Origin of the sequence: Amycolatopsis sp. NPDC051373, assembly GCF_040689465.1 — a bacterium.
GTDB lineage: Bacteria > Actinomycetota > Actinomycetes > Mycobacteriales > Pseudonocardiaceae > Amycolatopsis.
On the sequence record NZ_JBFBAE010000009.1, the window covers coordinates 256,015 to 280,008 of the forward strand.

Sequence of the window (23,994 nt, forward strand, 5' to 3'; positions counted from 1 at the left end):
TCACCGGGGGCGGCCCGCCACGGCATACCGCAAGTGCGTGACGTCCCGATCGGTCAACTGCCGAACCTGCCGCAGCTCGACGCGCGTGTCGTCGAACAGCCGGCGTCCGCCGCCCAGCAACACCGGGACGAGGTGGATCTCCAGCTCGTCCAGCAAATCCGCGCGCAGCAACGCCTGCGCCGCACCGGCGCCGTGCACCAGCACCGCGCGCCCACCCGCGGCGGCTCGCGCCTCGGCCACGCACTCGCCGACGTCGGTGAAGAACCGCGCACTGCCGGGCGGCCGGTCGTCCGGATCGACGTGATGCGTCAGGACGTTGATCGCCACGCCGTCGTGGTGGTCGCCCTGCCACCGCCCGGCCAGCTCGAACGTCCGCCGCCCCGAGATCACCGCGCCGGTCGCCATGGCCTCGCGGTAGATCTGGCCGCTGGGACCGTCCCCGTGGCGGTCGTCCAGCCAGTTGAAAAGCCTCCCGCCGCCCTCGCCGAGCTCCTGCCCGGCCCGATCGTCGGGCCCGGTGACGAACCCGTCGAGCGACATCGACATGTAGAGCCTGATGGGACCGTTCGTGTCGTGCGCCATGTGTTTCCTCCTCGTATCGGTCACAAGTACGTCGAACAGCGTTCCCCGAAATCGACACGGCCCTGATTCAGCTCCTGTGTAGCTGAATCCCAGCAAAATTCTGCGTTGGACTCGCTGATCCGGGCAAGCGAATACTCGACGGCATGGACACCGAGACCATGGACCTCGTCCGCCTGCTGCGGCGCTTCGGCGTGCGCGCGCTGGCGTTGGCGGCGGTCGCGGCGCTCGTGGGCTACACGACGGTGGCCATGGCGCTCGCGCTCGTGGGGTTCGGGCTGCTGTTCGCGCGCCCCAAGGTCAGGAAAGCAGGTGTGCCAGAAGGGCCCGCGCGGCCGGGTTCGTCGGAGCCCGGCCCCGGCCAGCCAGGTGGATCTCGCGGCTGAACGTGGGCTGCTCGATCCGTGCGAACGGCAGGCCGGACCGCTCGGCCACCGGCTCCGGCACGATGCTGACGCCCAGCCCGGCGGCGATGAGCTCCACCAGCAGCGGCATGTGCGTGGCCTCGCAGACGCGGTTCTGCCGCAGCCCCGCGTCGGCGAATCGGCGCGCGACCATGGCTTGGATCCCGCTGCCACTGAAGTCCAGGAATGGCTCGTCGTCGAGCTCCGCGAGGCGGACGCGGCGTCGCCGGCCCAGCCGGTGGCCGGGGTGGCACAGCAGCACCAGGTGCTGGCTCCACTGCGCGAAACTGCTCAGCTCGTCGGTCAACGGCTCCTCGCCCGCGAGGAACGACAGGTCCAGCTCACCGCTGGCGACCGCCGCCGCCAGATCGGGCACCAAACCCTCGCGCACGTGTATGCGCACGCCCGGGTACCGCGTGCGGAACACGCCGAGCTTTGCCGGCAGGTCCACGACCGTCAGCGTCTGGATGGTCCCGATCGACACGCGCCCGCTCTCGAGCCCCGCGACGGCCGCCACCTCGCCGCGCGCGGCCACCACGTCGGCGACGATCCGGTGCGCCGCCGGCACGAGTGCGCGCCCGGCCTCGGTCAGCTCGACCCGCCGGGTGGTCCGCTCGAACAGCGCCGTGCCCAGCTCACCTTCGAGCTTGCGGATCGACGCGCTCAGCGCCGACTGCACCACGTGCACCTCCTGTGCAGCGGCGGTGAAACTCCCGCACCGCACCACCGCGAGGAAGTGCTCGACCTGCCTCAGCTCCATTCAGCGATTCTAGTGCTCAATCCCCGAGCAACGATCACCATGTATCGGTCCGGCAGAGGAATAGATCCCGGGCCCTCGCCACTCCGTCAATACCGGGTTTCAGGCATCTGCCCAGGTGGTCCCTCGCCGGCGACAGGGAGACGGGATGGCGCGGCCCAGCAGGGGAGTGATCAGACGGAGAAGGACGGTGCTCGCGCTGAGCGTCGCCCTGGCCCTGACGTTGGTGGCGCTGCTGGTCTTCGACGAGGCTCCCGCCCAGGAAGGCGGCGGCGCGAGCCCGCCCAACGCGGCAGCGCGGCAAGCGGCACGCACTACAACGGTCATTTCTGCACGGCGCCGAACCCAGCGTCGGGCACTGGACGAAGGCCGCGTGGAGCGCCGAGCTGGCGCAGTTCTTCCAGTTCGTCGACCAAGCGCGAGCCCGACGCGGCCTGAACGTCGACCCGGCCGCGATCCGCGGCGGCCGCACGCCGTGTCTCGGAGGCGACTGGAAACAGGCCCTGCCCGCGATGCGTGAAGCCGGGCTGCGCTACGACTCCAGCCAGTCGTTCGAGGGCGTGCGCTGGCCCGAACAGCTCGACGGTATCTGGGAGTTCTGGATGCCGTACGTGAAAGTACCCGCCCTGAACAAAAAGTGATCATGGTGGACTACAACCTGTGGTTCCAGTACAACCACGCCCGCGACGACGCCACGCGCACCGCCGAGTTCCGCGCGGACACGGTGGCGACCTACCGCGGCGCGTACCAGGCCGCGTTCACCAGGAACCGCGCGCCGCTGGTCGTGGCCAACCACTTCAACGACCGGGCCTGCGGCGCGTTCGCGGAGGCGACCAGACTTCATGGGCGAGGTCTGCACGAAGCCGGAAACGGTCTGCGCCCCCTACAGCGAAGTGATCCAGTGGCTGGAACTGCAGGACCCGGCCGTGCTCGGGCAGTTGCGGAAAGCCCCGCCCACGCAACCCTGAGGGTACCCACGTCGGGGTGTGGTTCGTCCGTCGCCGGGGTTGCCACGGTGGAGCCATGACGATCACTTCGGCGACTACGCGGCCACCAAAGGCGGCCATCGAGGCGTACGCGCGGTCGTGGACCCGCGAGTTCGGCCCGCGTGGTGTCACCGTCAACACCGTGCAGCTCGGCGCGATCGACACGGACCTGCTCATCTTCGACACGGTCGAGTTCGCCAAGTCCGTGCCGGTGGGCCGCGTGGGCACGCCGGAGGACGTCGCCGCCGCCGTGGCCTACCTCGCCGGTCCCGAAGCCGGCTACGTCTCCGGCGCGACCCTGCGCCTCGACGGCGGCGTGCACGCTTGATCTTTCGGTGCACACGTGTGTGCTGCGGAGTTGGACGGTAACCTTGGTCGACAGTCGGGTCAACATCACTGCACACGGTTGTGTTCTCAAACTCGAACACCTTGGTGGGCAACGCGTTCACCCGGTTGGCTCCAGTTGTATTGCTTTTCGTTGACGATCGTCGCGAGGTAGACATATGGTGTCCGGCACCAGGAAGGCCCGGGTGGCACGAAGTTCCGTGCCGCGGTCAGCGACACCACCACCTTTCACCTCGCTCCGGCGGCCACACCGACAGGGACGGCTCATGACGGCTTCGACGACGATTCCACAGACGCTCACCGTGATGGAAGCGTGCTTCACGCTCAATCCCGGGGTAGACGATCAATTCTGGGCAGCACAGGACAAGTTCGGCCCGGTGGCGGCGGCGTCGCCGGGGTTCCGCGCGGTGATCGGCGGGCCGATCGCCAACTCGCCGTGGCTGTACTTCTGCGGCAAGTGGTCGACGCCGGCGGCGATGGACGACTGGTACCACGACCGCGCGCACACGGCGGTGCAGAACAAGGCCCACAAGACGTGGTTCAAGTCGGTGTACCTGCGCAAGTGGCGTCTTCCCGCGGAAGGCGAGGAGATCCGGGGCCGCGTGTTCTCCGAGATCGCCCTCGCGCGCCAGACCCCGCTGTCGGAAACCGAAACCGCGCAGGTGCTGTCGGAGCTGACCGAAAGCCTGCCCGGGTTCGGCGTGCGGCCGTTCGAAACCGTGGCCGGCGAGTTCGAGGCGCAGCCGTTCCAGCTCGTCGGGCCGCTGCAGGAGTTCCCCGAGCTCGCGCCCGTGCGCTACCTCCTGCTCACGCACTGGGACTCACCCGCGGACCTTGACGCCTGGCTCGCGTCCCCCGGAGTCGCCGCGCTCAAGGAACTCGGCGAGTTCGAAGCGCAGCGCTACCTGCCGATCTTCCACGCTCCGGGCGAACGCGAGGGCCTCACCTCGGACGGCTTCCAGCGCGGCTGGGGCAGCGAGGCTTGACCGCACAGACGCGGCCGGCGGCCCGACGAGACCGCCGGCCGCGTCGAACCCGGCATCAGGCGCCGAACCACCGCGAAAGCCGGGTCGCCAGCCCCTGCTGGTCATCACCGAGCCACACCACGTGCCCGTCCGGCCGCAGCAGCACGGCGGGCGCGTCCAGCTCCTCGCTGACGTCCACGACGTGGTCCACGCGATCCGCCCAGCCCGCCACGGAAAGCGCGCCGGTCTGGTCGAGCAGCAGCCCGCGCCCGGCGTGCATCTGGGCGTAGAGCGGGCCGCGCTTCAGGTTCACGTTGCGCAGCCGCCGGCCGAGCAGGTCGGGGCCGTCGCCGAAGTCGTAGCGGATGCCGATCGCGGAGACCTTCTCGATCAGGAACCGCCGCACCTCTTCGAAGTCCATCAGCTCCGACACGAGCCGGCGCACGGCCTGCGGTCCCGGCTCCAGGGACATCAGCTCGGCCTGCGCGCGCGTGTTGTCGAGCACGGACGCGGCCACCGGATGCCGCTCGGTTTCGTAGGTGTCCAGGAGGTCGTCCGGTGCCCAGCCGTGCACCGCGGCCGCGAGCTTCCAGCCGAGGTTGAACGCGTCCTGGATGCCGAGGTTGAGCCCCTGCCCGCCCATCGGCGGGTGGATGTGCGCCGCGTCGCCGGCCAGCAGCACGCGGCCGGACCGGTAGCGCTCGGCCAGACGCGTGGCGTCGCCGAAGCGCGACAGCCACTGCGGCGAGTGCATGCCGAAATCGGTTCCGGCGGTCGCGCGCGTGGCGTCCCGAAGCTCCTCCAGCGTCGGTGGGCGCGTGCGGTCCTCGGCCACCTCCAGGGCGGGCGTGACGAGCCGGTAGCCCCCGGTCTCCAGCGGGCCGGCCCCGAACCCGAACTGGGTCTTGCGGACCTCCGTCATCACGGCGAGCACCTCGTCGGCGGGCGCCGTCAGCTCCACCTCGCCGAGCAGCCACTCCTGCCGCGACGGGTGGCCGGAGAACGCGATCCCGAGCAGCTTGCGCACGGTGCTGCGGCCGCCGTCGCAGCCGACGAGGTAGCGCGAACGCAGCTGCGAGCCGTCGGCCAGCTCCGCCGTCACGCCTTCGTCGTCCTGGCTCAGCCCGACGACCTCGCATCCGTACCTCAGGTCGGTGCCGACCTCGAGCGCGTGCTCCCTCAGCAGCCGCTCGACGACGGTCTGCGGCAGGCCGAGGATGTGCGGGAACGCGGTGTCCAGGTTCGGCGGGATCGGCTTGGCGATGCCCGCGAATCCCCCGATCGGGTAGGTCGTACCGAGCTCCAGGAACCGCTCCAGCAGCCCGCGCTGGTCCAGCACCTCCAGGCTGCGCGTGTGCAGGCCCAGCCCGCGCACGATCTTGCTCGGCCCGGCGTCGCGCTCCAGCACGACCACGTCCAGGCCCTGCAACCGCAGCTCGGACGCCAGCATCACGCCGGTCGGCCCGCCACCGGCGATGAGCACATCGATCACGAAAACTTCCCCCGCTTTACTTTCGACTCCGGGCCGGACACCCCGGGTTCCGGCCACGGTGGACGATTGTGCGCCGTCACCAGGGTCTTGCCGCAAGCCCCGGGGTGCGGTATACGTTGGGAGTGGCAGGAGGAGTATTTCCTGCGTTTCTTTGTGTCCGCTTTTTCAGGTCCGCAGTGGACGGACGCTAGAGCCAGTCGTGCTCACGCGCGTACCGGGCGGCTTCGTGCCGCGTCCGGGTCTGCGTCTTCTGCATCGCGTTCGACAGGTAGTTGCGCACGGTCCCCTCGGCCAGGTGCAGCTGCGCCGCGATGTCGGCCACGGAGAACCCCTCACGAGTCGCGCGCAGCACATCGACCTCGCGATCGGTCAGCGGGTTGTCGTCCACCACGGCGAGCGCGGACACGTCCGGGTCGATCCAGCGTTTCCCCTCGTGCAGGGTCTTGATCACCGACGTGATGTGCGCCGGCTCGGCCGATTTGCTCACGAACCCCTGCACGCCGAGCTTCAGCGCCTTGCGCAGCACGCCCGGCCGAGCGTGGCGCGTCAGCATCAGGATCACGGGTTCGCCCGCAGCCGGCAGTGCGGCCGCGTCACCACTTGACCATGACGTTCCTGGCCCTCGGGACATGACGTGGCGTCACTGGTGGCACCGCCGGGCCTGGGGCATGCTGGGGCGAAAGCGCTGTTCGACGTCGGATGGAGGGGCACCCGGTGAAAGTGAAGCTGCGGGAGGCCCGATGACCACCGTGGTCCTCGCCGACGACGAAGCCCTGCCGCGCAAGGCGCTCGCCGCGTTGCTGCCGCTGGAAGGCGAGATCATCGTGCTTGCCGAGGCGGAGGACGGCGAGGGAGCCGTGCAGGCGACGCTGGAGCACCGGCCCGACGTGCGCGTGATCGACCTCGAGATGCCCACTGTGGACGGTCTCGGCGCCGTCGCCGAAATCCGCCGCACGTTGCCGGGCCAGACCGCCCCGGCGACCACCGCCAGGATCAAGGATTTCCTCAGCACGTTGGCTTCCCCTCGGTTCAGTGGGCGGATCATCGGCGCGGCTCCCAGCGGAACAGCCGCTTGGGCAGGGCGATCGCGACAATCACCCAGGCGAGCGCGAGCGGCACTTCGATGGCCGCGCACTGCAGCTCCGGCGAAGCCACTTCGGCCGGGCGCGCACCCCGGTCCACAGTAGACGGCGCGGCGGACGCGGGCGCCCCCAGCGAGGCCGACCTGCAGAGCCAGAAGAGCACCATGATCTCGGTGGTCTGCGGCGACAACGCGTGGCCGCGCTCGATCGACACCTACCAGCGCAACGTCGCGACGGACCGCGTCCAGCACCCGCTGTTCGGCGCCGCCGTGGCGAACGTCTGGCCGTGCGCCTCCTGGCCCACGGCGCCGCTCGAGAAGCCGGTGCGCTTCAGCGATCAGGGCCCGTCGAACCTGCTGCTGGTCAACAACACCCGCGACCCGGGCACACCGCTGTCCGGCGCGCTGGAGACCCGCCGCCTCTTCGGCGACCGAGCCCGCATGGTCACCGTCGACCAGGGCTGCCACGGCGTCTGGCTGCCGACGCTCAACGGCTGCGGCTACAACGCCGTGACCCGGTTCCTGGTGGACGGCACGCGCCCGGCAGCGGACGAGTTCTGTGGTGCGGAAGCGGCTTCGGCGCGCCAGGTGACTCCCTCGCCGGCTGACGCTGTCTCGAAGGTGCTGGCGCGGCTGGCCGAGTAGCTTCGCCGGTGCCGCCACGGCGTTTTCGTGGCGGCACCGGCCTTGACCTGGGCAGAATGGGCGCCCCGGAGTAAAGGAGACCGACATGAGCAAGGTCATCACCGCCCACGCCGTCTCGGTCGACGGTTACCTCAGCGGCCACACGCCCGAAGACCAGGCCGAGTTCGGCCGCGGCCTCGGCGACGCGGCCATGCTCTTCGACTGGTACTCCGACGGCGACACGCCGAGCACCACGTTCGACGGCTTCAGGCTGAGCGAACCGAGCGCCCGCTTCTTCGACGCGCTGGCCTCCCGCCTGGGCGCCGCCGTCGCCGGCCGGACGACCTACGAACACTCCAGCCACTTCAGCGGCGGCAGCCCCCACCCGACGGCGCCCCTGGTCGTCGTCAGCCACCACGACGTGCCCGAGATCAGCGAGGCGCAGACGCTGGTGACCACCGGTATCGCGGACGCCATCGCCGCCGCGCGGGAGATCGCCGGCAGCAAGGACGTCGGCGTGATGGGCGGAGCAGTCGCCAGCTCGGCCCTCGCCGCGGGACTCGTCGACGAGGTCGTCCTCCACCAGGTGCCGATCCTCCTGGGCCGCGGCCGCCCGTTTTTCCACGAGCTCCCGGCGCACGTGAACTTGCGGTTGATCGAGGCCGTTCCGGCTCCGGGCGTGACCCACCTCCACTACGAGGTCGTCCGCTGAAGTCACTCGCCTGGCCCGGATCCTTCGTGCGGGTTAGAGTCTCCGGCGGAATACCCCCACGCCGTATCCGGAGGTCAGGTGGCAGCGATCGGGCACGCGCTGGGGTTGGCGGGGTCGATGGCCTGGGAGATCCTCTGGGCGCTGATCCTCGGGTTCGTGCTGTCCGCCGTGGTGCAGGCGGTGGTGCGCAAGTCCACGATCGTGCGGCTGATGGGCGACGACCGGCCGCGCACGCTGGCGGTGTCTTCGCTGCTGGGCGCGGCTTCGTCGTCGTGTTCCTACGCGGCCGTGGCGCTGGCGCGGTCCCTGTTTCGGAAGGGCGCGGGTTTCACCGCGGCGATGGCGTTCGAGATCGGGTCCACGAACCTGGTGGTGGAGCTCGGCGTCATCATGGCGTTGCTGCTGGGCTGGCAGTTCACCGTCGCGGAGTTCATCGGCGGTCCGATCATGATCGTGCTGGTGGCCATACTGTTCCGGCTGTTCGTACGGCAACGGCTGATCCGCGCGGCGCGTTCGCAAGCCGACAAGGGCGTAGCCGGCTCCATGGAAGGCCACGCCGCGATGGACATGTCCGTGGCGGGTGAGGGATCGTTGCTGCACCGCTTGGCTTCCGGCGCGGGGTTCACCGCCGTGGCACACGTGTTCGTGATGGAGTGGGCCGCGATCCTGCGCGACCTGGTCATCGGCCTGCTCATCGCCGGTGCCATCGGCGCCTGGGTCCCCGACTCCTTCTGGCGCGCGTTCTTCTTCGTCGACGACCCGTTCGTCTCGGCGCTGTGGGGTCCGCTCGTCGGCCCGCTGGTAGCGATCCTGTCGTTCGTCTGCTCGATCGGCAACGTTCCCCTGGCCGCCGTCCTCTGGAACGGCGGCATCAGCTTCGGCGGCGTGCTGTCATTCGTCTTCGCCGACCTGCTGATCCTCCCGATCCTCAACATCTACCGGAAGTACTACGGCTTCCGCATGGCGCTGGTCCTGCTCGGCACCTTCTACGCGGCCATGGTCGTGGCCGGCTACGCCATCGAGCTCCTCTTCGGCGTCACCGGCCTCACCCCCACCCAGCGCACGGCCACTGTCCCGCAGGACGGCATCTCGTGGAACTACACGACGTGGCTGAACATCGCCTTCCTGCTGCTCGCGGGCCTGCTCGTCGTCCGCTTCGTCCGGACCGGCGGCCGCTCGATGCTGCGGATGATGGGCGGCGCCCCGGCTTGAGCCGAGTGTGGCGCAGGACACGGTGCCGTTTCGATCTTCCGGCCCGCGGGTAGCTGATCTCTCGGTGCCTGGGGGACCGGAAGACCACGCGCAAGGAGGGAGTGCCGGCGGAACGCGATTCCGCCGGCACTTTCGTTTGCGGGGTCAGACCTGGCCGGCGCCCTCCCGCATCGCCTGCGTCAGCCTTGCGCCAGTTCCTCCGCTGAATCCTCCCCGGCCGTCGACGTCCGGCGGAGAAAGTCGACGATCACTTCGAGCTCGGCGTCGGTGTAGCGGTCGCAGAGGTCGTCCATGCGGGTGTTCATGCCGGAGAAGACCTGGAACAGCTCGGCGTTGCGTTCGCGTACTCCGCGCAGCCTCACGGCGCGACGGTCGGCCGACTCGGGGTCGCGCTCGCGCACGATCCAGCCGCCCTTCTGCAAGCGGTCCAGGATGCCGGTCAGCGTCGCGGGGTGCAGCCCGGCGCGGCGCGCCAGCTCGGTCGGCGACAGCGGACCGTGGCGGTTGATGAAGTCAAGGCAGGTCCAGTCGACGTCACGCAGCTCCACGCGGCTGCCGAAGCGCCGGTTGAGCAGCGACAGCTGGATGTTCAGGTCGCGGACGGCGTCCTTGACCGACGTCGTCAGCTGCCGTCGCCGCCGCGCCGTGGCCCGGTCGGGGGCTGGACTCATGCCGCCGTCCCCTTCGTGGTTCGTATGGAATCCATAGGGTATCGCGGCCGAAGCCGCTCCGGCGCCTCGGTGATATACGCTTTCGATATTATATCGTTTCAGTAGAGCTTGGAGTACGATCGGCGGCATGAGCACAGACAGCTACCGCCGGATGACCAACGCCATCAACAAGATCATCGTCGGACTGCAGCGTGGGGGGATCGCGTTCGGACCGATGCAGTTGCTCACCGTGAAGGGCCGGCGCACCGGGCAGCCGCGCACGTTCCCCATCGCCGTCAACGAACTCAGCGACGGCCGCTACATCTTCCAGGCCTTCCCGAAAGCGGCGTGGGTCGCCAACGCGCGCACCGCGGACACCGTGACGCTCACGAGAGGCCGAAAAGCCCTGACGGCGCGGCTGGTCGAGGTCCCGGTGGAGGACCGGCGTCCCCTTCTGCGTCAACTGGTCGCCACAAGTCCCGCGAGCGTCGGCAAACGCTTCGTGACCACCGGGCTGGCCGGGGCTGCTTCACCGGACGCGGTGGCCGAGGCGGCCGACCGGATCGCGGTGTTCCGCGTCGAACCCGCCTGATCTTTCCTTAGTGCCGGGGGTGATCGAGCCGGGTGGGTTGTCTGAAAAGGACAGACCGCCCGGCTCGCTCACGCGTCGATGACAGCCGCCGGGCCATGAAGGTTGCGTCGCCGGCTTCGCTGGGTAGGTGAGGGGCGCCTACCGTGACACAGCAACGAACTTCGCGACGGCCTCCTCGCTGACCGGCGTGAAAATGTTGACGAGATTCCCGTCAGGATCGCGGAACAACAAGGCGCGATTTCCCCACGGCATCGTCGTCGGCGGGGTCACCACTTCCTCCAGCCACTCACTCAACTCGGCGTACCGCGCGTCCACATCGTCCACGATGAACTCGATGATCACCGACCGGTTCACACCCGCCTCCGCCGACCCGGCCCCGAACAGTCCGACCGTGCGCGTACTCCCGATCGCCAACGTGCACGACGGAAGTCCCACCTCGGCGAAATCGGGCGTGCTCCACCTCGCCGCGTGTCCGCTGACCCGCTCATAGAACGCGACGAGCCGCCCGACGTTGCCGGTGATGATCCGTAGAGACGCGAAGTTCACTGGGTTCCTTCCCACTGCTGCTTTCAGACCTGGCCGACTGCTTCCAGACCTCGCCGACGCTAGAACCGATCGCGGACAGCTGCGGTCCTCGTTCGTGAACGTCAGCCAGGAATGAGGAACAACACGTCGACCGCGACGACAGCGGGCGGCACCGCTCCGAGCGCGACACAGGGGAGGCCCGCCAGCCAGATCGCCCGGGTGCGCGCCCGGCGGGATGCCCAGATCGCCGCTGTCCCGGCCAGGATCGTCCACGCTGCCGCGAGGCCGAACATCGTGAACGTTCCCCCGGAATCGGCGAAGTCACGATTGCTGCGCGTCAATGCCATCAGGAACACAAGCCCGGCTGCGGCGGCGAATCCCAGCGCGACGAGCAATCCGCCCAGAACCGTGATCACGATCTTCGCGACTGGCTCACTCCGGACGTTGTCTTCGCGCACGACCGAAACCTTACGGCGGCCGCCGTGAAAACTCCGGCTTTGTGGCGGTGACCGGCACCGAGCGCGCACCACCTCCCGCGCACGGATGCCGCCTCGGTCCTGCAATTCCGCCACAGCCACGAGGTGCCACACGGTTGTTCTCGCGCGCGTCGGCCGTCTCCGCGAGTGACCTCGACCGAGGACTCTGCCACGTACCGTGATCCGGCAGCGTCCACATCGTGCCCAGAGGGGGCCGGCATGGCACTCACCACCTCTTGTACGCGCAGCGTGCGCGGGGACGACCACCCGCCTCGGACAGACGACCGGCGGCCTCTTCCTGGTCCCCATCCTCTTGCTCCCGGCCGCGCTCGGCCGCCGGAACGACCCGCTGCTGCGCGCGGCGACGTACGTGGGCGCGACGTCGGTGGTGCTGTCGCTCATCGGGTTCCTGCGGTGGGTCTTCGTGGTCGCGCCGCTCGCCGCCTCGTATGTCACCGGCGACGCCACCACCCAAACCGCTGTGAACGCCGCGTGGACGGCGCAGCACCAGTTCGGCGGGCCGTTGCCGGGGGAGCACTTCGGGCAGCTGCTGGTGATCGTGTGGTCGGTCGTGCTCTGCGCGATCGTGCTGCGCACGGGCGTGCTGCCGCGGTGGATCGGGGTGTCCGGGCTGTTCGTCAGCGCGCTTTACCTGCTGAACCAAGGCGACATCCTCGCCACGGCCGTGCCCGGCTTCCCGGTCTGGGACCTGGCAGGGCTGCTCGGCAGCGTGGCCTCGCTGTGGGTCGCCGCGCTCGGGGTGACGGTGCTGCTGAGCAAAGGAGACGCCGATGATGCCGCGTAACTCGTTCCTCGCGACGTGGGTGCTCTGGACGGTCGGATTCCTCGCCTTCCCCCTCGGCGGCGTGGCGGGCGGCGCCGTCGTCGGCCGGGTGGACAGCCCCTTGGCCGCGCTTTTCGGCGGCGCGGTGACCGGACTGGTCGTCGGCACCGGCCAGGCGCTCGTCAGCCGCCGTCGGCTCGACCCGCTGCGCTGGATCCCCGCCACCACCGTCGGCATGGGCGCGGGCCTGTTCATCGGCGCGGCCGCTGTCGACTACGGGACTTCACCGGCCGACCTCGCGATCATGGGCGCCTTCACCGGCGTGCTGCTGGGCGCCGCGCAGCTGGTCGCCCTGCCCCGCGCCGCGCGCCAGCGCTGGGCCTGGGCCGTCGCGATGCCCGTGTTGTGGTGCCTGGGCTGGGTGATCACCACATCGGCCGGCATCAAGGTGGACGAGCAGTTCACGATCTTCGGCTCGGCGGGGGCCGTGACGGTCTCGGCTCTGTCCGGGCTGCTGCTGCACTGGCTTCTGCCGTACCGGCCGGCGGTTCCGGTGCCGCGGAAGAAGGTGAGATGAGGGTCCACAATGTACTCACCGGCCGGGACGGATCCCGCCACGGCATTGTTTCGGGCCGCAAGAACACGTTGTCACCATAAAGCTGTCGATCGCCGAGTCGGTCCCTGGAACGAGCTCGACAGCGATTGCGCACTGCCGCCTGCCGACCACACTGTGTGGACCGAAAACGACCTGGCCGCCGCACTGTTCATGCGCGACTTCGTGGAGGACGCGCTCGCGGGCCTCGAGCCCGAGCTCGCTGATCGGGTCCGTCCGGGCGTCACGGCGGCCGACGACCTGTTCCGGTCCTTCACCGTCGAAGACCCCGGCGACCGGATGGCGAAGGTCGCGCACATCGACCTCGCCGGGCGGGGATGGTGGTGGTTTCGCGTGCCCGCCTCGGGTCCGATCGCGCAGGACCTGGCCGGGTACTGACGCGGCCGCGGCGGCCCCCTCGCCGGCGAAAAAATCACCCTGCCCGTGACCAGCCACAGCGCCACTTCTGTCGGTGTGCCCCGGTAGCGTCCTCAGCCGTGGATGCTCGGAAGCGGATTCAGGAACTCGCCGATCAGATCGTGGTGCTGCGCGACGCGTACTACCGGGGCTCGCCGGTGGTGGCGGACGCGGAGTACGACGTGGTCGAGGACGAGTTGCGGGGGTTGATCGAGGCCAACCCGGCGCTGGCGCCCGACCCGAACCCGCTGGAGCAGGTGGGCGCGCCGGCGGTGTTGCACGCGCCGATCCGGCATTCGCGGCCCATGTTGTCGTTGGAGAAGGCGACGAAGCCCGAGCAGGTGGCGGCGTTCTTCGACCGCTTCCCCGGGCAGCCTGTGGTGGTGATGCCGAAGCTGGACGGACTGTCGCTGGCACTCGTCTACGAGCAGGGCCGCCTGGCCCGCGCCGTCACCCGTGGAGACGGGACGACCGGCGACGACGTGACCGTCCTCGTCCGCGCCCTGACCGACGGTGTGCCCGACAAAGTCGACGCTCCCGGCCGGGTCGAGGTACGCGGGGAGGCGGTGATGCTGCGCTCCACGTTCGCGGCCTACAACACCGCCCACCCCGACAAACCGCTGATCAACCCACGCAACGCCGCCGCCGGCACCCTGCGTGCGAAGGACCCGGCGACGGTCGCGGAGCGGCGCCTGCGGTTCTTCGCCTTCGACCTGGACACCGACCCCGACAGTGCCGACACCGACCTCGCCCGCGCCCTCCAGACGCTCGGTTTCACCGCCGCCGACATGCGCCGCTGTGCCGACGCCGAGGCCGCGCAGGCGGTGATCACCAAGATCGAGCAGCAGCGCAACGACCTCGACTACGACCTCGATGGAGCCGTCCTGCGTCTGGCCGATCGGGACGCGTACGCGGCCGCCGGCACGCGTTCCAGCTCACCGCGGGGCGCGCTGGCGTTCAAGTTCGCCGCCGAGGAGAAGACCACGGTGCTGTCCGATGTGGTCTGGGACGTCGGCAAGACGGGCAAGATCGCGCCGGTCGCGTGGCTCGAGCCGGTGTTCGTGGGCGGCACGACCGTCACCCGCGCGACCCTGGCCAACCAGGAGGTCATCCGCGCCCGCGGCATCAAGATCGGCGACACGGTGCTGGTGCGCCGCGCGGGCGACGTGATCCCGTTCGTCGCCGGCGTGCTCGACGCGTCGAAGCGCACGGGCGCGGAGCGGGACATCGTTCCGCCCACCCGGTGCCCGTCGTGCGAGCAGCCGCTGACCGAGCAGGGCAACAGCCGGGAACTGTTCTGCACCAACGTCGCCTGCCCCGCCCAGACCGTGCGGCGGTTGATCCACTGGGCTTCGCGCGCGGCCGCGGACATCGACGCCATCGGCGGGGTGTGGATCGAACGACTGGCCGAGATGGGCATCCTGGAACACCCCTCCGACTTCTACCGGCTGACCAAGGAACGGCTCCTGGAGTTCGACCGCATCGGCGAGGTCTCGGCCACGCGCATGATCGAGTCGATCGACGCCAGCCGCCGGGTCGGTCTGCGGCGGGCGTTGATCGGGCTCGCGATCCCGATGGCGTCGGAAGGCACCGCGGCCCGGCTGTGCCGCGCGGGCTTCGGCTCGCTGGAGGCGGTCGCCGAGGCCGGTGAAGAAGGGCTCGTGGCGGTCGAAGACATCGGGCCGAAGGTCGCCGCTTCCCTGATCGAGCACCTCACGCGGCTGCGGCCCGAGCTCGAGCGGCTGCGCGAGCGCGGCGTTTCGCTGGACGTCCTGGAGGAAGACCTCCCACCGGTCGTGGCTGCGGGCGCGCCGCTGGCCGACAAGACGGTCGTGATCACCGGCGGCATCAGCGACCCGCGGTCGGGCGAGAAAGTCCCCCGCCCGACCTTCCAACGGCTGTGCGAACAGGCCGGCGCGACCACCGCGTCGTCGGTCTCGGCGAGTACCGACTTCCTCATCACCGGCGCCGACGTCGGGGCCGGCAAGCTCAACAAGGCTGAGAAACTCGGTGTCGAGGTCGTGGACCAGGGCGTGATCTGGCAACAGCTGATCGAAGCCGGCGTCGTCTAGCCGGGGGTGCTGTGGCAGTTGTCCAGGGTGGGCATCGGCTTGCTCGGGTCGAACCGGCCGGGCTCGGGGGACACGGACGTGGCGGCGTAGTCGCGGTCGCTGAACGCGGGCGTGAGCTTCTCGTCATTCGTGCACGCCACGCTGTCGTAGTACGAGCTGGTCTTGTCCACCGTCAGTCCGCGGCTCGACGCCTGCCACTGGGATCCGCTGCGCACCGCGTAGTCGGCGTCGACGCGGACGAAGGGCACCTGGTCGGCCGGGCCGTCGACCTGGCGGTCGCCGGGGTCGAACGCGTAGGCCACGACGTAGGACGTGTGGATCAGCAGCTCCCCGGTCCGGCCCGGCTTCACCGTCATCGCCCCGGTCATCCTCGGCGAGACGGGCAGCAGGTGATAACCGTCCGCGAGGTAGATCAGGTAACCCTGCGGGTCTGCCTGGATGTCCGGCCTCTCCGCCGGCGCGATCAGCGCGACGTACTTGGCCGGGTTGTGGCGATCCAACGTGTCCGGGTCGAGCCCCGCGACGGTGATCGCCTGCTTCACCTGGTCCTCGGCCTGCCCGACCTGCTTCGCCGAGAACGAGCCGACCTTCGTCGCCGCCGGGATGGTCAGCCCCGCGATCCCCTCGGCCCAGTTCTGCGCCGGCGTGTCCTCGAACGGCCGCGTCAGATCGACGTACCCGTCCTCCGGCAGCTCGGTCGGCGCGGCCTCCGTCGTCGCCACCACGGCCGACGCCGGCGCGCCGACGTCCGCATCGGTGCTCTGCTCGGCCGTCGACTTCCCCCACAAGTACAACCCGAACCCGGCCCCCACCACGGCGACCACCACGACCGCCGCGGTCACCAGCCACTTGCGCCACTTGCCCCGTCTCCGGTTGCGCCGCAGATCGACCCACGCCTCCTTCTCGGCGTGCCGCCGCCAGTCCGGGTCCATCAGGTCCGGATGGTTCTCGATGTCGTGATCGTCCACTCTGTACCACCCAACCTCGTTGACCTCGCCGCAAAACATCGGCGGTCGAGGCCGGCCGTTACGGCCTGAGGTGCACGAGACGGCAACGTTTCGGACACGCTTCACCGGGCGCGAAAATGGCCACTGTGGACACTCAATGGGCGACTCGCTGTCCCGGCCGAAGGGCCGTCGAGGACGTTGCCTGCTGTCCGACGCCTGAGCTGCTAGCTTCCGGGCATGGTGGACGACAGTGACGGAGCGGCTCTTCGGACGTTGGTGACCGATGCGGGCAGCGAGATCTTGTTGTTCGGCATTACGCCGCCCCGTCTGAGTACTGATCCCGAGCGGATCCGGGAGATCACCGCGGCGACGTTGGCGCGGTTGGGCTCCTTGGAGGTGGACGGTCTGGCGTTGTACGACATTGACGACGAGAGTGACCGTAACCCGGCGGAGCGGCCGTTTCCGTACCTGCCGAGTTTCGCAGGTGATCTACAGCTCCGACGCGGCGAAGAGCATGGTCTCCGACTACTTCTACGCTTGCCGCGAGCAGCACCTGGAACCGAAGCCCGTGGTGTTCACGCTCTCGGTGTGTGGCTCGGTAAAGACGCTGGCCTTCCTCAAGTGGCTCGGCGTCCACGTCCCGCGCTGGCTGGAAAACTCGCTGCGTCATGCCGATGACACGCTGGCCGAGTCTTACCAGCACTGCCTGGCGACCGCCCGTGACCTGATCGCCTTCTGCCGCAAACTCGATCTGCCCTTCGGGTTCCTGGTGGAAAGCGTGTCCATCCGCAAGGCCGAGATCGAGGCATCGGTCGCCCTCGCCGACGAGCTGAGCCGACTGCTCGAACGGGGTGGGAAATCGTGGTGAGCCAACGCGGGCGAGGCGTTCCCTCGCACCCCGTCAGTCAGCAGTAGCGATTCCCGCCGCCAACGCCAAAGCAGCGGCCTCACCCCGCGAACTCACTTCCAGCTTCTTCAACACCCCCGCCACATGGAACTTCACCGTGCTCTCCGTGATACCGAGAGCCTCGGCGATCGCCTTGTTCCGCTGCCCCCGAGACACCAGGCGCAAGACTTCCAGCTCACGCCGGTTGAGCGTGGACAACAGGGCGTCGTCCGGCTGGTCCGAGGCGGGCTCGAACGGCACGGCGATGGCGACGCGGCTGCCCCATCCGGGGACGGCGTCGACCTCGACGGTGGCGCCCAGGGTTTTCGCGCGGCCGTCGAGTTGGCGGCGGAGGCCGGCGGCGTCGAGGTGGCCGGATTCGCGGTCGCGGATGTCGAGGTGGAGCGTGGTGGCGTCGGTGGACCAGGCGACCCTCAGGCGGGTCAGGTCGGGCTGGGTGGTGAAGGCCAGCACCGCCGTGCAGGTCATGGCGCGGGCCGCGTGGGCGATTTCGCCGGGCAGCGGGTGCGCGTCTTTCGGTGGGGTGACGAACTCCAGCTCCGCGTCGTGGTGGCGGAGCATCTGCCGGACTTCGCGGCGGAGCCTGGTGAACGCGCAGTGGGCCGGCTCTTCGGACAGGGCCAGGTCGGATGTCTGCGCCGAGCGCAGGGCCACCAGTGCGGCCGAAGCGGAGTCGGTCGCGGCGAGGCGGGCGGGGCGGTCGTCCAGGCGGGTGGAGCGCAGCGCCGTCAGGATCGTGACGAGCGCGGTTTCGTGGGCCGCGGCCATTTCGGCGATCGTGCGGGCCCGTTCGGTCGAGGCCGCGCGGGATTCGGCCAGGTAGTCGGGGCTGGCCTGCTCGACCTGCTGGCGGATGGAGGTCGCGACGATCCCGAACAGCGCGCCCAGCAGCGCCGGCTGCGGGCACCGCGCCCGTGGCGACCGCGGGACGAGCGCGAGCAGGGTGCCGCCGGCGTCGAGAGCGACCCAGACGGTCCGGTCGGCGCCGCCGAGGCCGGCGTGCGTGGTCAGCTGGCTGTCGTGCGGCACGGTGGCTTTGAGCTGCTCGAGCTCGGCGATGGTGATCTTCTCGGTGATCGCCGCGGCACCGGCGACCTTGCGCGGACGCCCGGTGCACTCGAGGGTGAAGATGACGAGCGCCTGGTGCGGCCAGCGGTCGGCGAGGAACCGCGAGAACCGGGCGGCGATCTCACGCAGCGGGCCCTCGACGACCTCTCGCAGCTCGGTCAGCTCGATGTGGTCGGACACCGGGATCACGATAACGACCGCCGACCCTGGCCGGAAGACCAGGTTTCCCTCGACCAACGACCAGGTCGCACCCGCCCTCACCCGTTCTAGGGTCGCGTCAGGCATGCGTTGCCACGCATGCCTCGGCTGGTGACCAACGGAGGTTTCAGGGAATGCCACAGCAGGTGCGCGGGGTGATCGCCCGGTCGAAGGGCGCGGCGGTCGAGCTGACCGACATCGTGGTCCCGGACCCCGGCCCCGGTGAAGTGGTCGTCGCGATCGCGGCGTGCGGCGTCTGCCACACCGACCTGACCTACCGCGAAGGTGGCATCAACGACGAGTTCCCGTTCCTGCTCGGCCACGAAGCCGCCGGCACGGTGGAAAGCGTCGGTGCCGGGGTGGAATCCGTGCGGCCGGGGGACTTCGTCGTCCTCAACTGGCGCGCGGTCTGCGGGCAGTGCCGGGCGTGCAAACGCGGCCGCCCCCAGTACTGCTTCAACACGTTCAACGCGACGCAGCGGATGACGCTGACCGACGGCACCGAGCTGACCCCGGCGCTGGGCATCGGCGCGTTCGCGGACAAGACCCTCGTGCACGCCGGGCAGTGCACGAAGGTGGACCCGGCCGTGGACCCGGCGGTCGCCGGTCTGCTCGGCTGCGGTGTGATGGCCGGGCTCGGCGCCGCGGTCAACACCGGCGGCGTGGGCCGCGGCGACTCGGTGGCGGTCATCGGTTGCGGGGGAGTGGGTGACGCCGCGATCGCCGGCGCCCGCCTCGCCGGCGCGACGACGATCATCGCCGTCGACCGCGACGACCGGAAGCTCGCCTGGGCGCGCGACCTCGGCGCGACGCACACGGTCAACGCCTCGGACACCGACGCGGTCGCCGCCGTCCAGGAGCTCACCGGCGGCTTCGGCGCCGACGTCGTGATCGACGCGGTCGGGCGCCCCGAGACGTGGCAGCAGGCGTTCTACGCGCGCGACCTGGCCGGCACTGTGGTGCTCGTCGGCGTCCCGACCCCGGACATGCGGCTGGAGATGCCGCTGCTGGACTTCTTCGCCCGCGGTGGCTCGCTGAAGTCGTCCTGGTACGGCGATTGCCTGCCGGAGCGCGACTTCCCGATGCTGATCGACCTGCACCGCCAGGGCCGGCTGCCCCTGGACAAGTTCGTCACCGAGCGGATCTCCCTCGACGACGTCGAAAAGGCCTTCCACACCATGCACGCGGGCGAGGTGCTGCGGTCGGTGGTGATCCTGTGAGCGGCGAGTTCCGGATCGACCGCGTCGTCACGTCGGGCGTGTTCGAACTCGACGGTGGCACGTGGGACGTCGACAACAACGTCTGGCTCGTCGGTGACGACGACGAAGTGGTGGTCGTGGACGCCGCCCACGACGAGAAGGCGATCACCGAGGCAGTCGGCGACCGCAACGTCGTCGGCATCGTGTGCACCCACGGTCACAACGACCACGTCACCGTCGCCCCGCAGCTGGGGGAGCACCTCCACGCACCGGTCCTGCTGCACCCGGCCGACCGGGAGCTGTGGGAGCTGACCCATCCGGGGCGGCGGTTCTGGCGTGCCGAGGACGGCGAACGGATCGCAGTCGCGGGCACCGCACTGGAGTTCATCCACACGCCGGGGCACTCACCGGGCTCGATCTGCCTGCACCTGCCCGAGGCCGGCGTCCTGTTCACCGGTGACACGCTGTTCGCCGGCGGCCCGGGCGCGACCGGCCGCTCGTTCTCCGACTTCCCGACGATCATCTCGTCGATCCGGGACCGGTTGCTGGTCCTGCCGGAGGGCACCCGGGTCCACACCGGACACGGCGACGGCACGTCGGTCGGCGAAGAATCGCCGCACCTGGACGAGTGGATCGCCCGCGGCCACTGAGCGAGCCGAGCATCGCCGGCGCCGGTTGACCCCCATCGGGTTCGAACTCATCATGGGCAGAACCGTCGACCAGGCAGCGCGCGCCTGATCGTTCAGCCGACCCGTGGAGGTGCCGTGGCCAAGGCGAGAGCTCGCAGTGGCAACGTTCCCTTCACCGCCACCAGCTTCGTCGGCCGGCGTCAGCAGCGCAAGGAAATCCGCGACCGGCTGTCGGCCGGGCGGCTCGTGAGCTTGATCGGTCCGGGGGGAGTGGGCAAGACCCGGCTGGCGTTGCAGTTCGCCGACGAGATGAACCACCTTTTCGAGAACGGCGTGTACTTCGTCGAGCTGGCCTCCGTCTCGGACGGAGGCGACGTGCCGGCGGCGGTCATCCACGCGCTGGGGATCGCGGACCAGTCGAATCGCGACGCCACCGCGAAGCTGATCGACTATCTTCGCGATCGCGAGATCCTGCTCATCCTCGACAACTGCGAACACGTCCTCGCCGGGGCCGCCCTGGTGGTCCACGAAGTGCTGCGGCACGCGCCCTCGGCCCGGATCCTGGTCACCACCCGCACGTCGCTGACCGTCACGGAGGAGCTGCTCTACCCGGTACCTCCGCTCACCGTTCCGGACGACGCGGAGCCGGTCAGCCTCGAGGCCCTGGCGCAGTTCGAGTCGATCCGGCTGCTCGAAGAACGTGCTGTGGCCGCGTCCCCCGGGTTCGCCCTCGGCGAGCACAACGCCGCCGCAGCAGCGCGGTTGTGCATTCAGCTGGAGGGAATTCCGCTGGCCATCGAGTTGGCGGTCGCCCGGATGCGCATCCTGTCGCTCGACCAGATCCTGGACCGGTTGTCGGACCGGTTCGGGCTGCTCACCATCGGCAGCCGATCGGCCGCGCCGCGCCAGCAGACCCTCCGGTCTCTCGTGGACTGGAGTTTCGACCTCTGCACGGAAGCGGAACGTCGGCTGTGGGCGCGCCTCTCCGTTTTCGCGGGCAGTTTCGACCTGACCGCGGCCGAAGGCGTGTGCGGCGACGACGGCGGCCCCACGCTCGATCTCTTGAGCTCCCTGGTGAACCAGTCCGTGCTGAACGTCGAGGACCAGGAATCGTCGAGGCGCTTCCGGATGTTGGAGACCATCCGGGCGTACGGCGCGGAGGTCCTCGAGCTCACGGACGGCTCCGCGCGCTTCCGCGTCCGGCACCGGCAGTACTTCCTCGACGTGGTCAAGGATCTGGAACGTTCGTGGAGCGGGCCCGCGCAAGCCGCTTCGGCCAAGTGGATGCGTGTCGAGCGCGAAAACCTCCGCGCCGCATTCGAAGCCGCTGCCGCGGGCGGCGACTACCAGCTCGAGCTGGTTGCCGGGCTGCGTTACCGCTGGTACGCCGACGGGTACATTGCCGAAGGCCGCACCTGGGCCGACGAGGCGCTCGGCGCGCCGGAGGGCGAGCGAGCGCCCACGGCGGCTCGGGCGAAAGCGCTGTGGGTCGCCGCCAGGGTCAGCCTGCTCCAAGGCGACCAGGAGGCGGCAGCGCAGCGCCTCGACGAGTGCGAAGCGTTGGCGACGCGGCTCCACCTGGCGGACGCGGCGGCCCAGTGCCGCGGTCTGCGGGGACTCGCCGCACAGCTTCGCGGCGACCTCGCCGAGGCCGAGGGCCACTTCGAGGTCGCGCTGCCAGAGCTGGCCGAGGTCGACGAGACCCCGGAATGGCTCATGACGTCCTTCGAGTACGCCGTCACGCTTTCCCTCGCCGGTCGCAGCGACGATTCGTTGGCCGTCAGCACTGCGGCGCTGGCGGTGTGCCACCGGCGCAACGAACTCTGGGCGCGCTCCTACCTGAAATGGAGCCAAGGCCTCGACCACTGGCTGCGAGGCGACTGCACCGCGGCGCAGACGGCCGCGGTCGACGCGCTGCGCGATCACCGCGACTTCGATCCGTCCCTGGGCACCGCGTTGATGACCGAGCTCCTCGCCTGGATCGCGGGGTCGACCGGTCAGTGCGAGCGAGCGGCGCAGCTGCTCGGCGCGTCTCGAAGCCTTTGGCAGCGCACGGGAACGGAGCTGGTGGCGTTCGGGCCGAAACTCACCGGCTACCACTCCGCCTGTCTCGCCCAGCTCGAACAGACCATGCCGTCCCGGGCGCTGACCAACGCCATGCAGGCGGGCGCAAAGCGATCTCCGACGGGAATCATCGCCTACGCGTTGGCGGAACAGGTCGCCGAGTCGGCTCCCGAGGGCGAATCACCCGTGCTCACCAGCCGGCAACAGGAGATCGCGGCGTTGATCTCGAAAGGGCTGACCAGCCCGCAGATCGCGGCGGCTCTGGTGATCTCCGCGCGCACGGTGGAGAGCCACATCGACAACATCATGACGCGCCTCGGGTTCGGCTCACGCAGCCAGATCGCTTCCTGGTACATCGCCCAATCCCTCTGACGAACCGCTGAACCCACCACCCGAGCCAGGCCAGGTCCGCCACTGTGGACCTGGCCTGGCCCGTCTCGTCGGGAAATCCGTTGTGGCACTGGACTTAGCAGGTCAGAGCTGTGTCTTCGGCCGCGCTCGGTACGGACATCCGTAACTTCCGTACCGCCTCCCGTGATCTCCCCCATGTGCGTGGTCCCACAGTGACGGAGATTACAAGGGCTGCCAGTCAGCGACGCACGAACCGGCCGAGTCGCCGGCGTGCGGTGGTGCAACGAAGCACGCGTCGGGGCACCCGGCGAAATCCGAAGGAGTCCCCATGGCATCGCAGTTCGAGGCCGGACACTCCGGTCGACAGCCCCGGTGGGCGGATCCCGAGAACCAGGCGCACGACGACCTCGTGATGGAAGTCAAGGCGAAAACGCCGATCACCGACACCATCACGCAGCTGACCCTCGTTCCCGCCGACGGGCGTGACCTCCCCGCGTGGACGCCGGGGGCGCACATCGACCTCGTCCTCGGACCGGACCTGGTCCGGCAGTACTCCCTGTGCGGTAAGCCGAGCGACCTTCGCTCCTGGCAGGTGAGCGTGCTGTACCAACCGGACGGCCGAGGCGGTTCCGCACGCGTCCACCGGGAAGTGCGCGAAGGCGAAAGCCTCACCGTTCGGGGCCCGCGCAACAACTTCCGCCTCGTCGAAGCGCCCGGGTACCTGTTCATCGCCGGCGGAATCGGGATCACCCCGATCCTGCCGATGATCGAGTCGGTCGATCGGGCGGGCGCCGAATGGTCCTTGGTCTACGGTGGCCGCAGCCGGGGCAACATGGCGTTCGCCGACGACCTGAAACAGGCTCACCGCGACGGCGTGACCCTGGTTCCGGAGGACACCCACGGCCGTATCGATCTCGCGGGCATCCTCGCCGGAGTCTTTCCGGGTACCGCGGTTTACGTGTGCGGCCCGGAGGGTCTGCTGTGCGCGGTGGAGGCGATGGCCGCGGACTTCGGCATCGCCGGCCAGATCCACCTGGAGCGGTTCACTCCCAAGACCCAGCTCGAAGAGACCGTCCTCGACAACTTCGAAGTCGAATTCGTGCGAACCGGGATCACCGTTTCGGTCGGGCCGGACGATTCGATTCTCGGCGTCGCGCGGGCGGCCGGCATTCCCGCACCGTTCTCCTGTTCGGAAGGCACGTGCGGGACCTGCGAAACGAACATCGTGTCGGGCCGCGCGGACCACCGCGACTCGGTTCTCAGTCCTGAGGAGCAGGAAGAGAACAGCACCTTGATGATCTGCATCAGCCGAGCCGCGTGTCCGAAGATCCGGCTCGATCTCTGATCGCACAAAGAAGAGAGGAAG

The 23,994-nt window shown here is 69.6% G+C and carries 25 protein-coding genes and 2 pseudogenes; 18 read left to right on the plus strand and 9 right to left on the minus strand.

Annotation, left to right across the window (positions count from 1 at the left end; translation table 11 throughout):
- Entirely contained in the window at positions 1 to 582 is a 582-nt protein-coding gene (locus tag AB0383_RS19020) for a dihydrofolate reductase family protein (protein ID WP_364179911.1), read from the minus strand.
- 143 nt (positions 583 to 725) lie between these two features.
- Here AB0383_RS19020 and AB0383_RS19025 point away from each other — a divergent pair, with 143 nt between their 5' ends.
- Positions 726 to 965 carry a hypothetical protein gene (locus tag AB0383_RS19025; RefSeq protein WP_364179909.1) on the plus strand — a complete coding sequence of 80 codons (240 nt, stop codon included), beginning with the start codon at positions 726 to 728 and terminating at the stop codon, positions 963 to 965.
- On the opposite strand, the gene AB0383_RS19030 is transcribed toward AB0383_RS19025, so the two are convergent.
- Positions 880 to 1,743, minus strand: a complete 864-nt coding sequence (locus tag AB0383_RS19030; RefSeq protein WP_364179907.1) for a LysR family transcriptional regulator — start codon at positions 1,741 to 1,743, stop codon at positions 880 to 882. The genes AB0383_RS19025 and AB0383_RS19030 overlap by 86 nt on opposite strands.
- A gap of 509 nt (positions 1,744 to 2,252) precedes the next feature.
- Between AB0383_RS19030 and AB0383_RS19035 the strand changes: the two genes are divergently transcribed.
- The 3 genes from AB0383_RS19035 to AB0383_RS19045 all read left to right on the plus strand — a co-directional run bounded on the left by AB0383_RS19035 (position 2,253) and on the right by AB0383_RS19045 (position 4,057).
- The gene (locus AB0383_RS19035; RefSeq protein ID WP_364179905.1) at positions 2,253 to 2,381 is read left to right on the plus strand and encodes a hypothetical protein; all 129 of its coding nucleotides are present in this window, start codon (positions 2,253 to 2,255) and stop codon (positions 2,379 to 2,381) included.
- A 382-nt stretch (positions 2,382 to 2,763) separates the two neighbouring features.
- Positions 2,764 to 3,054 carry an SDR family oxidoreductase gene (locus tag AB0383_RS19040; protein WP_364179901.1) on the plus strand — a complete coding sequence of 97 codons (291 nt, stop codon included), beginning with the start codon at positions 2,764 to 2,766 and terminating at the stop codon, positions 3,052 to 3,054.
- A 283-nt stretch (positions 3,055 to 3,337) separates the two neighbouring features.
- A complete protein-coding gene (locus AB0383_RS19045) occupies positions 3,338 to 4,057 on the plus strand; it encodes a hypothetical protein (protein ID WP_364179899.1) in 720 nt (239 codons plus the stop codon).
- Between the two features lie 55 nt (positions 4,058 to 4,112).
- Here AB0383_RS19045 and rox read toward each other — a convergent pair whose 3' ends face one another.
- Positions 4,113 to 5,528: a rifampin monooxygenase gene (gene rox, locus AB0383_RS19050; RefSeq protein ID WP_366188035.1), complete on the minus strand. Its 1,416-nt coding sequence runs from the start codon at positions 5,526 to 5,528 to the stop codon at positions 4,113 to 4,115.
- A gap of 187 nt (positions 5,529 to 5,715) precedes the next feature.
- Positions 5,716 to 6,090, minus strand: a pseudogene (locus AB0383_RS19055) (response regulator transcription factor); the annotation flags it as partial.
- A 178-nt stretch (positions 6,091 to 6,268) separates the two neighbouring features.
- Here AB0383_RS19055 and AB0383_RS19060 point away from each other — a divergent pair.
- From AB0383_RS19060 to AB0383_RS19075, 4 genes and pseudogenes are all read left to right on the plus strand, one after another.
- Positions 6,269 to 6,481, plus strand: a pseudogene (locus tag AB0383_RS19060) (response regulator); the annotation flags it as partial.
- A gap of 170 nt (positions 6,482 to 6,651) precedes the next feature.
- On the plus strand, positions 6,652 to 7,254 hold the full coding sequence (locus AB0383_RS19065) for an alpha/beta hydrolase (RefSeq protein WP_366188036.1): 603 nt from the start codon (positions 6,652 to 6,654) through the stop codon (positions 7,252 to 7,254).
- 85 nt (positions 7,255 to 7,339) lie between these two features.
- On the plus strand, positions 7,340 to 7,945 hold the full coding sequence (locus AB0383_RS19070; protein WP_366188037.1) for a dihydrofolate reductase family protein: 606 nt from the start codon (positions 7,340 to 7,342) through the stop codon (positions 7,943 to 7,945).
- A gap of 78 nt (positions 7,946 to 8,023) precedes the next feature.
- Entirely contained in the window at positions 8,024 to 9,157 is a 1,134-nt protein-coding gene (locus tag AB0383_RS19075) for a permease (protein WP_366188038.1), read from the plus strand.
- Positions 9,158 to 9,336: 179 nt separating this feature from the next.
- Here AB0383_RS19075 and AB0383_RS19080 read toward each other — a convergent pair whose 3' ends face one another.
- A complete protein-coding gene (locus AB0383_RS19080) occupies positions 9,337 to 9,828 on the minus strand; it encodes a MarR family transcriptional regulator (RefSeq protein WP_366188039.1) in 492 nt (163 codons plus the stop codon).
- 127 nt (positions 9,829 to 9,955) lie between these two features.
- Here AB0383_RS19080 and AB0383_RS19085 point away from each other — a divergent pair, with 127 nt between their 5' ends.
- Positions 9,956 to 10,399, plus strand: coding sequence for a nitroreductase/quinone reductase family protein (locus AB0383_RS19085; protein WP_366188040.1), 444 nt, complete (start codon positions 9,956 to 9,958; stop codon positions 10,397 to 10,399).
- A gap of 138 nt (positions 10,400 to 10,537) precedes the next feature.
- On the opposite strand, the gene AB0383_RS19090 is transcribed toward AB0383_RS19085, so the two are convergent.
- Both AB0383_RS19090 and AB0383_RS19095 read right to left on the minus strand, forming a co-directional pair.
- Positions 10,538 to 10,945 (minus strand): VOC family protein, encoded by a 408-nt coding sequence (locus AB0383_RS19090; protein WP_366188041.1) that lies wholly within the window; start codon positions 10,943 to 10,945, stop codon positions 10,538 to 10,540.
- 101 nt (positions 10,946 to 11,046) lie between these two features.
- Entirely contained in the window at positions 11,047 to 11,382 is a 336-nt protein-coding gene (locus tag AB0383_RS19095) for a hypothetical protein (RefSeq protein ID WP_364179881.1), read from the minus strand.
- 331 nt (positions 11,383 to 11,713) lie between these two features.
- Between AB0383_RS19095 and AB0383_RS19100 the strand changes: the two genes are divergently transcribed.
- The 4 genes from AB0383_RS19100 to ligA all read left to right on the plus strand — a co-directional run bounded on the left by AB0383_RS19100 (position 11,714) and on the right by ligA (position 15,265).
- Positions 11,714 to 12,205, plus strand: a complete 492-nt coding sequence (locus AB0383_RS19100; RefSeq protein WP_364179879.1) for a DUF4386 family protein — start codon at positions 11,714 to 11,716, stop codon at positions 12,203 to 12,205.
- Positions 12,192 to 12,761 carry a hypothetical protein gene (locus tag AB0383_RS19105; protein WP_364179877.1) on the plus strand — a complete coding sequence of 190 codons (570 nt, stop codon included), beginning with the start codon at positions 12,192 to 12,194 and terminating at the stop codon, positions 12,759 to 12,761. Before AB0383_RS19100 ends, AB0383_RS19105 begins: the two co-directional genes overlap by 14 nt.
- 153 nt (positions 12,762 to 12,914) lie before the next feature.
- Positions 12,915 to 13,175 carry a hypothetical protein gene (locus tag AB0383_RS19110; RefSeq protein WP_366188042.1) on the plus strand — a complete coding sequence of 87 codons (261 nt, stop codon included), beginning with the start codon at positions 12,915 to 12,917 and terminating at the stop codon, positions 13,173 to 13,175.
- Positions 13,176 to 13,273: 98 nt separating this feature from the next.
- Entirely contained in the window at positions 13,274 to 15,265 is a 1,992-nt protein-coding gene (gene ligA / locus AB0383_RS19115) for an NAD-dependent DNA ligase LigA (RefSeq protein WP_364179873.1), read from the plus strand.
- Here the strand turns inward: ligA and AB0383_RS19120 are convergent.
- Entirely contained in the window at positions 15,262 to 16,233 is a 972-nt protein-coding gene (locus AB0383_RS19120) for a hypothetical protein (protein WP_366188043.1), read from the minus strand. The two genes, ligA and AB0383_RS19120, sit on opposite strands and share 4 nt — an antisense overlap.
- 493 nt (positions 16,234 to 16,726) lie before the next feature.
- Here AB0383_RS19120 and AB0383_RS19125 point away from each other — a divergent pair, with 493 nt between their 5' ends.
- Positions 16,727 to 17,080 carry a hypothetical protein gene (locus AB0383_RS19125; RefSeq protein ID WP_366188044.1) on the plus strand — a complete coding sequence of 118 codons (354 nt, stop codon included), beginning with the start codon at positions 16,727 to 16,729 and terminating at the stop codon, positions 17,078 to 17,080.
- A gap of 33 nt (positions 17,081 to 17,113) precedes the next feature.
- Here AB0383_RS19125 and AB0383_RS19130 read toward each other — a convergent pair whose 3' ends face one another.
- Complete coding sequence (locus tag AB0383_RS19130; RefSeq protein ID WP_366188045.1) at positions 17,114 to 18,367, minus strand: LuxR C-terminal-related transcriptional regulator; 1,254 nt, start codon at positions 18,365 to 18,367, stop codon at positions 17,114 to 17,116.
- A 152-nt stretch (positions 18,368 to 18,519) separates the two neighbouring features.
- Between AB0383_RS19130 and AB0383_RS19135 the strand changes: the two genes are divergently transcribed.
- The 4 genes from AB0383_RS19135 to AB0383_RS19150 all read left to right on the plus strand — a co-directional run bounded on the left by AB0383_RS19135 (position 18,520) and on the right by AB0383_RS19150 (position 23,973).
- Positions 18,520 to 19,605, plus strand: coding sequence for an S-(hydroxymethyl)mycothiol dehydrogenase (locus AB0383_RS19135; protein ID WP_366188046.1), 1,086 nt, complete (start codon positions 18,520 to 18,522; stop codon positions 19,603 to 19,605).
- Positions 19,602 to 20,234: an MBL fold metallo-hydrolase gene (locus tag AB0383_RS19140; RefSeq protein ID WP_364179864.1), complete on the plus strand. Its 633-nt coding sequence runs from the start codon at positions 19,602 to 19,604 to the stop codon at positions 20,232 to 20,234. The genes AB0383_RS19135 and AB0383_RS19140 overlap by 4 nt, the downstream gene beginning before the upstream one ends.
- Before the next feature lie 114 nt (positions 20,235 to 20,348).
- Positions 20,349 to 22,649, plus strand: coding sequence for a LuxR C-terminal-related transcriptional regulator (locus AB0383_RS19145; RefSeq protein WP_366188047.1), 2,301 nt, complete (start codon positions 20,349 to 20,351; stop codon positions 22,647 to 22,649).
- 307 nt (positions 22,650 to 22,956) lie between these two features.
- On the plus strand, positions 22,957 to 23,973 hold the full coding sequence (locus AB0383_RS19150; RefSeq protein ID WP_366188048.1) for a PDR/VanB family oxidoreductase: 1,017 nt from the start codon (positions 22,957 to 22,959) through the stop codon (positions 23,971 to 23,973).
- Positions 23,974 to 23,994: the final 21 nt, after the last annotated feature.

Coding starts and splice junctions, on each gene's coding strand:
- AB0383_RS19035 (WP_364179905.1), top strand. CDS start 2,253: ATGCGTGAAGCCGGGCTGCGCTACGACTCCAGCCAGTCGTTCGAGGGC.
- AB0383_RS19030 (WP_364179907.1), bottom strand. CDS start 1,743: ATGGAGCTGAGGCAGGTCGAGCACTTCCTCGCGGTGGTGCGGTGCGGG.
- AB0383_RS19070 (WP_366188037.1), top strand. CDS start 7,340: ATGAGCAAGGTCATCACCGCCCACGCCGTCTCGGTCGACGGTTACCTC.
- AB0383_RS19080 (WP_366188039.1), bottom strand. CDS start 9,828: ATGAGTCCAGCCCCCGACCGGGCCACGGCGCGGCGGCGACGGCAGCTG.
- AB0383_RS19025 (WP_364179909.1), top strand. CDS start 726: ATGGACACCGAGACCATGGACCTCGTCCGCCTGCTGCGGCGCTTCGGC.
- AB0383_RS19045 (WP_364179899.1), top strand. CDS start 3,338: ATGACGGCTTCGACGACGATTCCACAGACGCTCACCGTGATGGAAGCG.
- AB0383_RS19135 (WP_366188046.1), top strand. CDS start 18,520: ATGCCACAGCAGGTGCGCGGGGTGATCGCCCGGTCGAAGGGCGCGGCG.
- AB0383_RS19020 (WP_364179911.1), bottom strand. CDS start 582: ATGGCGCACGACACGAACGGTCCCATCAGGCTCTACATGTCGATGTCG.
- AB0383_RS19150 (WP_366188048.1), top strand. CDS start 22,957: ATGGCATCGCAGTTCGAGGCCGGACACTCCGGTCGACAGCCCCGGTGG.
- AB0383_RS19065 (WP_366188036.1), top strand. CDS start 6,652: ATGGCCGCGCACTGCAGCTCCGGCGAAGCCACTTCGGCCGGGCGCGCA.
- AB0383_RS19125 (WP_366188044.1), top strand. CDS start 16,727: ATGGTCTCCGACTACTTCTACGCTTGCCGCGAGCAGCACCTGGAACCG.
- AB0383_RS19105 (WP_364179877.1), top strand. CDS start 12,192: ATGATGCCGCGTAACTCGTTCCTCGCGACGTGGGTGCTCTGGACGGTC.
- AB0383_RS19085 (WP_366188040.1), top strand. CDS start 9,956: ATGAGCACAGACAGCTACCGCCGGATGACCAACGCCATCAACAAGATC.
- AB0383_RS19040 (WP_364179901.1), top strand. CDS start 2,764: ATGACGATCACTTCGGCGACTACGCGGCCACCAAAGGCGGCCATCGAG.